Source organism: Arthrobacter sp. 10N43, from assembly GCF_056394525.1.
The window spans coordinates 368527-380871 of the sequence record NZ_JBFTIA010000001.1 but is presented as its reverse complement, the minus strand read 5'-3'; the positions used below and the strand labels follow the sequence as shown (position 1 = coordinate 380871).

Genomic DNA, 12345 nt, shown 5'->3' with positions numbered 1-12345 from the left:
GCTGCGGCTGACCGGCCGTACCCCGGCTTACTCGGGCACAGCATCCTCCCTCGTCAGAGGGGTTTTGCTTTTAACGTGTGTACATTGCCCCGGCTGGGCCCTCTCTGACGCTTGTTGCGGCTGGTGCCTGGCCGCCGCGGTGGCCGATGAAGTTGTGTGGGTGGCGGGCGTCGTTGGCCTTGTACCTATACATCCAGCGGGGTTGTCCTTGTCCTCGATTGGCTCTTCCTTTGAGTCAGGGGACCGTCTGGTTCCCGGCCGTCGAGGGCGTGCTCGCAGCGGACTCGGGCCGGGCGGCGGCTGCGAGGCATGAACTGGTCAAATGGACTCTGGTTGCGCTCAGGAAGCCGGGCTAATATCCGGCTATCACTCCGTTTTGAAAAGGAGAATCCACTTGTCAGAAGAACCAGTAGGGAACGTCGTGCCGGTGTTGCACGGCCTGCCGCCCGCGGAGGGCCGCGGTGGCAGGGGCGTCCGGAACACGGTGCTGCCCCTTGCCGGTGCTGTCGGCCATGGCGACGTCGGCCGCCTGTATGGCCGCGACGGAGGTCCTGTAGCGCGACCAATGCCTTGGGCTGCGGGCTGATGTCTACAGACCAGGTGCCCACAACCCGGCGTCCTCCCGGCCAGGGACAAGGTAAGTCCAGGCACTCCGTCGAGGCCAGGACACTGATCAACGCCCGGAGCTCCACCGTCTGGGACATTATCACCGATGCGCGGAACTACACCGTCTGGGAATCCGGCATCACCCATATCAGGGGCGAGTTGCGCAACGGTGGCACCATCAGAATCCGCACCCACACCGGAGGGAACCGCACCATCCGGCTGCACGTCCAGCAGATGCCCGGCGAAGTGATGACCTGGACCCAGGGCATGCCCCTGGGCCTGCTCACCGGCGTGCGCACCTTCACACTTGAACCCGTGGGCGGCGGCACGACACACCTGAGCGTAAAAGAAGAGTTCACGGGCCCGCTTTGCGGTCTCCTGCTCTGGGAGTTCGTGTCCGACACGCAGCAGGCTTTCATCGATTACGTTAACGCCGTCAGGAAACGCGCCGAAATTCTCAGCCGACACCTTCGACCCACGGGCTCATAAGCTGAATCGACACTGCGCGAGCGTCCATGAGAGCCATGCGCCGTCTGGTCGTCCTCTCGGCCATGCTCTGCGACGGCTCCACTGGTGGCGGCCTGACGTTGCGCCACACAAGCCCCGGACCATGTGGGTTCGGGGCTTGTGCAAGTGGTCGGAAGTGGACTTCGGAGTGCTACCGGCGCTGGGCGGCGGCTTCCTTGATGATTGAGGCCACGGCTTGAGGCTGGGAGACGTAGACGGAGTGGCTTGCCGCCACCTCGGTGACCGCTGAACCGGCCCGTGCCGACATTGCCTGCTGCGCGGCAGGCGGGATCATCCGGTCTTCCGTGGTGAGCAGGTACCAGCTGGGCCGGTCCCGCCAGGCGGGCTTGGTGACTGTTCCCTGGAGGGCGTCGACGCCCCAGGGGACCTGCGAGTCTGCCATGAAGGCCGCCTGCCCTGGCGGTACATCTCCGGCGAATGAGGCGGCGAACTTTTCGCGGTCCAGGAAGAGGAACCCGTCCTGGGGCGGAAGGATCGGGGGCACCGGCGCGCCGGGCGGCGGATCGGCGATCAGGGTGTTCACCGATTCGTCCGTGTCGGGGACGAACCCGGCGATGTAGACGAGGGCTGAGACGTTCTCCTCGGTCCCGGCCTCGGTGACGACGACGCCTCCGTAGGAGTGGCCGACGAGCACGACGGGGCCCTCGAAAGCATTAATCGCCATCTTCGTGGCGGCGACGTCGCCGGCAAGGGAGACGGTCGGGTTTTGGACGATCTTGACGCTGTAACCGTCGGCGGTCAGCAGGTCGTAGACGCCCTGCCAGCCTGATCCGTCGACGAAGCCGCCGTGGACGAGCACGACGTTCTTTACTGATTCTTCGGGCATGGAATTCTCCTGTTTCGAAAGGCAGTAACAGCCGGATGCTAGCCCGGCTGCCGTCACGCTACTAGGGTCCGTTGACCGGGAATTGCCCAGACGCCACGCCAGACCGCCTTTGGTCGCCTGTTCCACGGCTCAGGACGAAGCCCCCAGCCAAGGGCGTCAGCTTTTCGTCCCTGGCTGCCTCGGATCGTGGCTCCGGTGATGTCAGTTTGCCGCGGTCTGGGCGGCAAACTCGCCGTTGAGTCTGTTCTTGGCTCCGTGTTCCACGAGGGTCGGGATGTAGGTTCGGATCCTGCTGCCATCCAGAGATTCATATTCTTCCCCGACGACCTGGGCAACCATGGGGCGGGGTGCGTCGGGGAAGCGTGCGGCGAGCCGGTCCGTGACTTTGGCGATGGTGTCGTTCTTTTCCGTGTCGTCCATTCACACAGTCTGAGGGCAGGCACCCGCGGCGTCCATCAGTTTACTTGCGGGTTGCCGCGGCAGGGCCGGCCCAAGGTCGCGGGTCCGCGCACGCGGCTGATCCCCAAGGGCCACCTCGACGGCGGGACACCGTATTCGAGCTGCCGCTGACTATTGACGGCGTAGGGTGGTTAACTTCGAGCCGCGGCGGCTGCCGGTCCCGTATCGCCTGGGGCCGACCGCGTCATCTGGGACGGACGGGGAAAGACCCCGCGTTCGAGGTGGAAACTGATCAGTTCGGCCCGGAATTTGACGGCGTCGACGTACCCGGTCAGGGCCGGGTAGGTGCCCGGCGCCGTTTTCCGGACCAGACCCCGCAGCGGACCTGCGGCCGAGTCCTTGACCCTTAGATGGGTCATGCCTGTGTAATCCGTCAGCGAGAAAGTCCGCTCGACCTGAAGCAGCCCAAGCGGCAGCCCGCCGGTCCATGTCATGCGCGCTCCAGGGGTCTGATCGACCCGGAGCCGGAAGGTCCGCTTGCCGCCGTCGCGGGTCCGGACCCGGATCCGCTCGCCGTGGCCCACCTCGCCGCTGACTTCTGTGATCCCGGAATCCCAGACCGGGAAATTGCCCCCGTCGGTGATGACGTCCCACACCGTGCCAGTCCCGGCAAGGATAAGGGCCTCCGCCTCGAACGATTCCATGCCTGCAAGTTTATCCGTCGGCCTGAGCCGCATCATCAAGGATTCGCACCCATGTCATGTGAGCTGCGCGACGGTCCGCGAAGCAGGGTGCTCATGTAAGTCCGCCGGAGCCAGACCCAACTGAGGGTCATTTTGACGCCCATCCAGCCACTCAAAGTCCACTAGTGCTTGGACGATGTGAACGTCAGGTGAATAGTTGCTCCGGAGCGACCGGAGCGATGTTCCGGTTGATAACATCGGGCTAAATGGGCACACCTGGCGCGGCGTATCGCGTCGTTGAAGTTCGATGGTGACCAAGATCGTGGGTCACCATCGGGGCCTGTCTTGAGAAGTTCGGCTGTCAGCGCTTCCTGAGAGGACGTCATGACCGACGACACGATTCCGCCCGCTGCACCTCGAGATGTGACCGCTGAACATGCCCGGCTGGCCGAGGCCACGGGCGCGGCGGAGGACGTCCTGTTCGAGGCGAATCCTTGGTACGAGTGGGGGCCGTACCTGTCGGAGCGGGCCTGGGGCACGGTTAGGGAAGACTACAGCGACAACGGCGACGCGTGGGAGTATTTTCCGCATGATCAAGCCCGGTCCCGTGCGTTCCGGTGGAACGAAGACGGCATGGCGGGGCTGTCCGATATTCACCACGACCTGTGCTTGGGTTTGGCGCTGTGGAACGGAGCCGATCCAATCCTTAAGGAGCGGATGTTCGGGCTGACTGGGCCGCAGGGCAACCATGGGGAAGACGTCAAGGAATACTGGTGGTACCCGGATGCGCTGCCCAGCCATGCATGGCTGCGGTGGCGGTATCACTACCCGCAGGCAGCATTTCCCTATCAGCGGCTGATCGACGAGAACGCCCGTCGGTCCCGGGACGAACCCGAATTCGAGTTGATGGATACCGGCGTCTTCGACGGCGGCCGGTACTGGTCCGTGGATGTCGCGTACGCGAAGGCCTCACCGACCGAGGTACTTGCCCGGATCACCATCGAGAACCATTCCTCCGAGGAAGCGGTACTTTCGGTGCTGCCCACCCTGTGGTTCCGCAACACGTGGCGGGTCAACGGCGGTGAGGCGCCGTCGTTGTTCCTGGACGGCGACGGGGTCGCCGTCGAGCACCCACGGCTGTCCGGCTACAGGCTCGACGCCGTTCCCACCAAGGAGGGAGTGCGGCCGCAGGCGTTGTTCTGCGACAACGAGACGAACACGGCCCGACTGTTCGGGGCGGCACCGGTCACCGCTTATCCCAAGGACGGCATCAACGATCACGTGGTCTCCGGCGCGGACACCGTGAATCCGCAACATCAGGGGACCAAGGCAGCCTGGTGGTATCAGGTGACCGTGCCGGGCGGTGGCCGGACCGAGCTGCGGCTGCGGCTGCACCGGCCGATCCCGGACCAAACCCCAGCCCCGGCCCAGTGGTTCGACTCTTATTTCGATGACGTCATGTCAGACCGGGAACGGGAAGCGGACGAGTTCTACGCGGCGATTGCCCCCTCTGAGATCGGCCCCGAGCCGATGCGGGTGATGCGGCAGTCCTGCGCGGGGCTTATCTGGAGCAAGCAGATGTACCCGTATCGGGTGAACCGGTGGTTGGACGGTGACCCCGGCCAACCGGCGCCGCCGGCCGGGCATCGAAACGGCCGGAACACGGGGTGGCGGCACCTGGACTCCTTCGACGTGCTGGCCATGCCCGACCCGTGGGAGTACCCGTGGTTCGCGGCCTGGGATCTGGCGTTTCACGCCGTCACCTGGGCCCACCTGGATCCCGCGTTCGCCAAATACCAACTGTTGGTGCTCCTTCGGGAGTGGTTCCAGCATCCGAACGGTGCGCTGCCGTCGTATGAGTGGAGCTTCGACGATGTCAATCCACCCGTCCATGCGCTGGCCGCCATCCGGGTCTTCGTCATCGACGGTGGCACCGACCTGCACTTCCTGAAACGGGTGTTCAACAAGCTGCTGCTGAATTTCACCTGGTGGCTCAACCGGCAGGACCCCGACGGGAACAACCTCTTCGGCGGCGGCTTTTTGGGTTTGGACAACATCAGCCCGATCGACCGCTCACACCTGCCGCCCGGCTTTAAGCTGGACCAGGCCGACGGCACCGCGTGGATGGCGTACTACTCCGTGGCCATGCTCACCCTGGCCACCAAACTCGCCGAATATGACGATGTCTATGAGGACATGGTCGTGAAATTCCTGGAACAGACCGTGCTGATCATGGACGCGCTGGAGGATTCAGGCTGCTATGACACCGAGGACGGCTTCTTCTATGACCGGCTCACCGACCCCTATGGAATCAGCGTTCCGATCAAGGTGCAGACCCTCGTCGGGTTGATCCCTGCGCTGCCCGCGGTGGTGCTCCCTACCCAGGACACGGACCGGAACCGCCGGCTGCGGAAGCGGTTCGCCAGCCGGTTGGAACAGACGGACCGGCACCAGATTCTCGAGTGGCAGGTGCGCGGCACCGGGGACTCCCGGCGGACGCTGCTGTCAGTCCTCCCGATGGACAAGCTCGTCCGGCTGTTCGGTACCCTGTTCGACGAGGAGGCATTCTTGTCTCCCCACGGGCTGCGATCGATCTCCAAGCGGCACAACACGCCCTACACGGTTCCGGGGCTCCCCACCGCGACCATCCAGTACGAACCTGCCGAGTCGCGGACCGCGATGTACGGCGGCAATTCCAACTGGCGGGGACCGGTGTGGCTGCCGGTCAACTACCTCACCATCCGGGCACTCCTGCAGTACGACCAGTTCTTCGGCCCCGACTTCACCGTCGAATATCCCACCCGCTCCGGCCACCACCTGACCCTGCGAGAGATAGCCGGTGACCTGACCGATCGGCTGGTGAGCATCTGGCTCCCGGGCCCGGACGGACGCAGACCGGTCTATGGGGGTGTCGACCTGTTGCAGAACGATCCCGCGTGGAAGGACAACCTGCTCTTCTACGAGTACTTCCACGGCGACAACGGGGCCGGACTCGGTGCCATGCACCAGACCGGATGGACGGCTCTGGTCGCGGACCTCCTCCTCGACCCACCCCGCCAGAGCTACCGGATGGCATTCACGGACGATCCAGACAGCCCGGACAATCAGGACAACTCGGGACCGACCGCCACGACCGGACCACCGGAAACGGAGCCGTGAACCGATGTCAAACAATCCTGAGGGACAAGGCCGTTTCCGGAGAGCCATGAGGGGCGACGGCACGATGATGGACGAGATGGTAGTGGCGGTCCGACCACCGGGGCTGTCGCCACCAGTGGCCCACCCGTTTATCTACGAGATCAACACATGGGCCTGGCTCGAATCAATCAGCGTCGAAGAAAACGCGCAAATCGATCTGGGCTCCGTCCCGAAACGGCACTGGGACGAGATTGCAGGTCTGGGGTTCGATTCGGTGTGGTTGATGGGGGTCTGGCGTCGCAGCCCCGCCGGAATCAGGATCGCATTGGAAAACCCGGCCCTGCGGTCCGATTTCCAGGCAGCTCTTCCCGATTGGCGTGCCGAGGATGTCGTCGGGTCGCCGTACTGCGTCAGGGACTATGTGGTCGATGACCGCCTGGGTGGCCCGGCCGGGCTTTCCGCCGCCCGGGAAGAGCTGGCGGAGCGAGGTGTCCGGTTGATCCTGGACTTCGTGCCCAACCATGTCGCCCCGGATCATCCGTGGACCACGGGGACACCCGAGCTCTTCGTACAGGGGACCGCCGCGGATCGGGACCTCGATCCGGCGTCCTTCGTCGAGGTGGGCGGCCGGGTGCTCGCCAACGGGCGGGACCCCTACTTCCCGGCGTGGCCCGACGTCGTGCAGCTCAACGCCTTCGACCCCGCCCTGCGAGCGGCGGCGGTGGAGACGGTGAAATCGATCGCCGATCAGTGCGACGGGGTGCGTTGCGACATGGCGATGTTGGTCATGAACGACATTTTCGCCCGCACTTGGGGATCTCGGGTCGGTCCTGCACCGAGCTCGGAGTACTGGCCTACAGTGATCAGCGCCGTTCGTGAAAGCCACCCCGGTTTCGCCTTCATCGCGGAAGCCTATTGGGATCTTGAGTGGTCTCTCATGCAGCAGGGCTTCGACTACTGCTACGACAAGCGTTTGTATGACCGCCTTCTCGCCGGCAGTGCCGACGAGGTGAGGCTCCACCTGCTGGCCGAGCCCGCTTATCAGAACGCCCTCGTCCGGTTCGTGGAGAATCACGACGAGCCCCGGGCCGCGTCGGCGTTCACGGCCGGCCGCCAAGAGGCTGCGGCGGTGACGGCACTGACCCAGACCGGGGCACGGCTCATTCACCACGGCCAGCTGCTCGGGTGGCGGGTACGCCTTCCGGTGTTCCTCGGTCGCTTCCCCACCGAGCCGGTCGATGACCAGCTGGCCGCCTTTTACCGCCGGCTCTTGGCAGCTGTCGCTGACCCGACGTTTCGTGACGGTCACTGGCAATTGTGTGAACGGTCGGGGTGGCCGGGGGACAACAGCTTCGAAAATCTCGTCGCTTGGAGCTGGGACGGTGCCACTCGGTGGCTGATCGTGGTCAATCTGAGCGATGCGCCCGCAACAGGTCATGTGAGGGCACCGTGGCCGGATCTGCGCGGTCACCGGTGGCAGCTGACGGACCCGACCCGGGAAATAAGTTTCGATCGCGCCGGTAACGATCTCAGCGACGGGCTGTTCGTCCGACTCGAGGCCTGGCAATGGCATCTGCTCCGCCTCGACCGATCGCCAGAACGCGGCAACAACGACTGAAGGGCCCCTAGGCGCCTGCCGTTGTGCCGTCCGGTAAGACGGTCGCCACCCTCCCACTCCAGCGCTCCGACGGTCGGCCGTGGGAGGCATCGCGGACACCTCGAAAGGAGTTTGGAATGGCCGGAAACATCGTCACGGGACGGACGAAGCAGGAACTGCGCAGGGTCCTCGTGCCGCTCGCCTTGGCGCAGTTCATCTGCAGCTTCGCGGGCTCGAACATGAACGTCATGATCAACGACATGAGCAAGGATCTGAACACAACCGTCGAAGGAATCCAGGCAGCCATCACGATCTTCTTGCTGGTCATGGCCGCGCTGATGATTCCGGGCGGCAAGCTGACGGATATCTGGGGTCGCAAGAGACTATTCATCATCGGCCTCTCGCTGTACGGGGTCGGTGCGGTGATGAGTGCGGCGGCGCCGAACCTGTTCGTGCTGATAGTCGGCAACTCGATCCTTGAAGGTATCGGTACGGCCCTTCTGATCCCACCGGTCTATATTCTGACGACCATGCTGTTCGCGGACGTGACCTCCCGTGCCTGGGCCTTCGGAGTGATCAGCGGCATGGGAGGAATCGGGGCGGCCGCGGGGCCGCTGATTGGCGGGCTCATCACCACCGCGATCAGCTGGCGGGCGGCCTTCATCTTCCAGGCACTGATCATCGTGATCATCATCTTGCTGAGCCGCCGCGCAGTGCAGGACCCGTTGCCTGCGGATCCGAGTCAGCCGTTCGACTCCATGGGGGCTGTCCTCTCTGCCGCTGGTCTGGTGGTCTTCGTCACCGGCATCATGCTGGCGGACAACGACCTGTTGCTGATGGTGGTCTTCATGGTGGCCGGAGCGCTGCTTCTGCTCTGGTTCTTCGCCCACGTGCGCGCCAAGGAGCGTAAAGGCGAGCAGCCGCTGCTGTCCACCGGGCTTTTCCGGAATCGGACATCGAATCTCGGCCTCATCACGCAGAACGTGCAATGGCTGATCCTGCTGGGGACCTCTTTCACCGTGTCGGCTTACCTCCAAGTCGTGCGCGGGTACAACGCGATCGAGACCGGTGTGATCTTTACGGCGGCCACCGCCGGGATCCTCGTCTCATCGATCGCGGCAGAGCGGCTCGCGAAAAGGCACACCCAACGCACTCTGGTCATCGTCGGCTTCAGCGTCACGCTGTGCGGGATCGCCTTGCTCATCGCCATGGTGCAAGGGAATCCGACCGCATGGGCCTTCGCCCCCGGGCTCTTGCTGATCGGGCTGGGAGTGGGTGCGATGCTGACCCCATCCGTCAACCTGGTCCAGTCGAGCTTCCCAGACGAGCTGCAGGGTGAGATCTCCGGTCTGTCGCGCAGCGTGTCGAACCTGGGCTCATCGATCGGCACCGCCGTGGCGGGGACGATCCTCCTGACCTGGTCCTACGGTGCCGCGATGATCACCCTCGCCGTGTTGGGACTCGTCGGTCTCGTGGCAGCGTTCATGCTCCCCGTCAACCTGGTCCCTGCGAAGTCCGACGCCCCGCCCGACTGACCCTCGAATCAGGGGGCAGCTATTTCATGGCGGGGCCGCCTGGGATCTCGGGCATTGCCATCACGGATCCCGGGCCACCCGCCTAGGGTGTTCGACGGGCGGCCTCCCGGGAAGGCCGCCGGGGTAGTAGCCATCTCAGCGGATCTCGGCCCAGTTGCGGACGGTCCTGAAATCGGTAAGTGCCGTTGCCAGGGCGCCAAGGGCTTTGGCTCGGGAGGCATCATCGATCGGTACCGCGCCATCGTGGGTGCAGTTCTCCAGCGCGGCAGCGGCTCGGGCGGTCATCTCAGAGGATCGGAGGTAGCCGTAGCCTGGCCCATGTGTCCGGTCCGCCGAGGTAGCGATAAGGACGGCGGCCTGGGTTCTGCCGACCATCCCGAGCTTGGCCAGGGCGCTGGCGACAAGGTTCTTGACGGACTTCTCGGTGATTTTCAGGTCCTGAGCGATCTGTCGGTTGCTCATCCCTTTACCGAGGCCTATGACAGCATTTGTTTCCTGCCTGGTCAGGCTATGGAGCTTGCTCTCCGGCGGCAGATTCCGAGGGGAGGTCCCGCTCTGTTGGAGAAGGTGCCGGAACCTGTTACTAAAGGCCAAGCCCCCGGCCAGTGCCCGGCGGATCAACCTCAGCTGTTCGCGATTGTCATCCTGCTTGGACAGGCATCCCCAGGCATCGGAGAGCACCGCCGCCGTCAATGCGTCCTCGTCCGCCGTGTCGACCAGGATGAGGCAGCGGATCGACGGGTCGGCGGCCCGGAGAGCCCTGAACACGTCGGCGCCGGTGCCATCCGGGAGGTGATCATCAAGGATGGCGAGTTGCGGGCGCAGGGCCGGAATCCTCCGCACCGCCTGCCGCGCGGATGCGCTTTCGCCCAGCACGGGAATTCCGGCGTGTGCAAGAAGGCGGCGCAGACCCAAGCGGACGACTTCGTGGTCGTCCAGCAGGAAGACGCCGTGCCCGGAGGTCAAATGGTTGAAAAGTGTGCCTGGGTCGGCCATGACATGCCCTTCCAGTCCTGGGCTCACTTGACCCGGAGGCGCTTGGTTCGCCCCGATGCACGCGGCCTGAGTGGATGGGGAGGATTTGCACCTGGTCAGTGCACATGAACAGGCGGCGCGGGGAGGCCCCGGGCAGCCTGACCCCGAGGATGAGTGCATCCGGGGTGATGTCATCGATGGTTCCGGCGCTCGCAGGGTGTCCTTAATCGGCTGCGGTCACCGCCTGGCCGGTCCGCAGGTGGGTCCAGCCTGATGCCCGATCCATGACGGGATGCCGGTGTCGTCTGTGAACTCTTTCACGCGGCCAGCCTACGCCCGGGGCGTGAACGCTGCGTGAACAGGAGAGGGCAGCCGGTTGGTGGGCCGTCGGTGACAGCCTGCCTGTTTCTCCCGCTGAGCAGTGTCGAGCTGGTCGGGGGGGGAAGGGGCCGCGAGATGACCGGGGACGAATAAGCTGTCCCGTAGTCATCCAGGTCGACGCCGATTCCGGCGTCGATCAGGTACCTCAGCTGCGCTGCTGCTGACTGAAGATCGGCGACGGCGGCGGTCTCGGTTATCTCGGGCACCTTGCGGCGTCCATCGGGTTTGACGGCGGCGGGGGCCTGTTTCGCTGGCGCTGGCCGCCGTAGGCTAGGGGAATCCATCACATCGAGGAGGCCCTCATGCGCACGTCAAAACCCACGGCCCAGGCGGATCAGGTCCGCCATCTTTCAGAGAATCTCGTGTCTCAGCTCACGCAAGGACGGGAGTGGGCCACTCCCGAGGTCGAGGCGGCATTGAAAAGAGTGGTGGCGGGGCTCGATGCCGGGATTGAGTCTGCCTCCCCGATGATCCAGACCGGTCTTCGGCGGCTCGCTGAAGAGCTCGCCGGCGGAGTGGAAACTTTGGCTCCCCGTGTTCAGGAGGGCTTGAAACGCGTTGCACCGAAAGTTGTTCCGCCAGCTAAGGCACCCGCCAGGGTTGCGTCGTGGCAGACGGCATCCGGGAAAGCATGGATGATTGCCGGGGTGGCAGCTGTCGCAGTGACTGCAGGAGTCGCGGCGTGGCTTTATTTTCACCGGCCGGACGACGAGCCCGTGCCGTCCGACGTGAGGCGCACCGGCGGCGCGGACCCCGACGCGTACGCCGCCTCCACAGAGGCCCAGCCCTGAGGCAATCAGAGGGCATGGGGACGCCAGACCCGAGTGGCGGCCAGGCTGCCGAGTCTCCGCGACGTTAGCGAACGTCGCCCGGCGATCACTTCACGCGAGGGGCTTGGCGCAGAGTTCGCGTCCGGCCCCGCTTCGATGGGCGGGAGTTTCGCGTCAGTACACGTGGGCGTCGAACGGACTCATGGGCGGATGGCCGGCTCGGCTCGAGGCGGTTGCGGTACCAGGATTTGTTGGATGGCCGGGGCCAGGACAGCGACGAGTTCTTCGGTTCCTGCCGTGAGGAGTGTGGGTACGCCGATGATCTGCCGGCCCGTGACGACACCGACGAGCATGGATGAGGCGAGGCCCGCGCGCAGCGCGGCGTCGGTGTCCATGCGTTGGCGGGTTCCCTCGAGGAGCCGGGACTGGATGAAGCTGCGCAGCTGCTCGGCAGCGCTTTCGTTGACGATCGCACCGCGCAGCATCGCCATGAGGGGCTCCGACACTTCCTGCGCCCCCTCCCAAGCGGCCAGGTAGGCGCGGACGACCCGTTCGCCCAGGTCGTCGTCGGGCCCTTCGAACGCCGTATTGAACCGCTCAAGCGCCTCGGGCGGAATGGCCATGACGGCGGCGAAGAGCTCGTCCTTGGAGCGGTAGAACTGCATCACCTGGGATGCATCCACCGAGGCGTCCGCGGCAACGAGCCGAATCGTAGTGGCGGCAAACCCGTCGTTCGCAAAACGTGCACGAGCGGCCTCGAGTATGTCCTGGCGCGTGTTCGACGTTCCGGGCCGCCGCCCCCGGCGCACCTTGGGTGCCGTGTTGTCGTTGATCGTCATACCCCAAATCTAGTTCGATCCGACAGTTTTCTCAACAGCTGTTGATTTAACTGACTGAGACGGCGTAC

Annotated in this window: 10 protein-coding genes; 5 read left to right on the top strand and 5 right to left on the bottom strand. The window is 64.8% G+C overall.

What is annotated here, in order from left to right; translation table 11 throughout:
- Positions 1–585 precede the first annotated feature (585 nt).
- Positions 586–1095 carry an SRPBCC family protein gene (locus AC1DDO_RS01700; RefSeq protein ID WP_476866490.1) on the top strand — a complete coding sequence of 170 codons (510 nt, stop codon included), beginning with the start codon at positions 586–588 and terminating at the stop codon, positions 1093–1095.
- 169 nt (positions 1096–1264) lie between these two features.
- Here the strand turns inward: AC1DDO_RS01700 and AC1DDO_RS01695 are convergent, their stop codons facing one another.
- The 3 genes from AC1DDO_RS01695 to AC1DDO_RS01685 all read right to left on the bottom strand — a co-directional run bounded on the left by AC1DDO_RS01695 (position 1265) and on the right by AC1DDO_RS01685 (position 3063).
- Positions 1265–1960, bottom strand: coding sequence for an alpha/beta hydrolase (locus AC1DDO_RS01695; RefSeq protein WP_476866489.1), 696 nt, complete (start codon positions 1958–1960; stop codon positions 1265–1267).
- Positions 1961–2161: 201 nt separating this feature from the next.
- On the bottom strand, positions 2162–2380 hold the full coding sequence (locus AC1DDO_RS01690) for a three-helix bundle dimerization domain-containing protein (RefSeq protein WP_441410720.1): 219 nt from the start codon (positions 2378–2380) through the stop codon (positions 2162–2164).
- Positions 2381–2550: 170 nt separating this feature from the next.
- Positions 2551–3063 (bottom strand): SRPBCC family protein, encoded by a 513-nt coding sequence (locus AC1DDO_RS01685; protein WP_476866488.1) that lies wholly within the window; start codon positions 3061–3063, stop codon positions 2551–2553.
- Positions 3064–3426: 363 nt separating this feature from the next.
- On the opposite strand from AC1DDO_RS01685, the gene AC1DDO_RS01680 reads away from it, so the two are divergent.
- From AC1DDO_RS01680 to AC1DDO_RS01670, 3 genes are all read left to right on the top strand, one after another.
- Complete coding sequence (locus AC1DDO_RS01680; RefSeq protein ID WP_476971291.1) at positions 3427–6201, top strand: MGH1-like glycoside hydrolase domain-containing protein; 2775 nt, start codon at positions 3427–3429, stop codon at positions 6199–6201.
- A gap of 64 nt (positions 6202–6265) precedes the next feature.
- The gene (locus AC1DDO_RS01675) at positions 6266–7798 is read left to right on the top strand and encodes a hypothetical protein (protein ID WP_476866486.1); all 1533 of its coding nucleotides are present in this window, start codon (positions 6266–6268) and stop codon (positions 7796–7798) included.
- Positions 7799–7914: 116 nt separating this feature from the next.
- Complete coding sequence (locus tag AC1DDO_RS01670) at positions 7915–9312, top strand: MFS transporter (protein WP_476866485.1); 1398 nt, start codon at positions 7915–7917, stop codon at positions 9310–9312.
- 135 nt (positions 9313–9447) lie between these two features.
- Here the strand turns inward: AC1DDO_RS01670 and AC1DDO_RS01665 are convergent, their stop codons facing one another.
- Entirely contained in the window at positions 9448–10308 is an 861-nt protein-coding gene (locus tag AC1DDO_RS01665) for a response regulator (protein WP_476971290.1), read from the bottom strand.
- A gap of 662 nt (positions 10309–10970) precedes the next feature.
- Between AC1DDO_RS01665 and AC1DDO_RS01660 the strand changes: the two genes are divergently transcribed.
- Entirely contained in the window at positions 10971–11459 is a 489-nt protein-coding gene (locus AC1DDO_RS01660) for a hypothetical protein (protein WP_476866482.1), read from the top strand.
- A gap of 179 nt (positions 11460–11638) precedes the next feature.
- Here the strand turns inward: AC1DDO_RS01660 and AC1DDO_RS01655 are convergent, their stop codons facing one another.
- Positions 11639–12277 carry a TetR/AcrR family transcriptional regulator gene (locus tag AC1DDO_RS01655; protein WP_476866481.1) on the bottom strand — a complete coding sequence of 213 codons (639 nt, stop codon included), beginning with the start codon at positions 12275–12277 and terminating at the stop codon, positions 11639–11641.
- Positions 12278–12345: the final 68 nt, after the last annotated feature.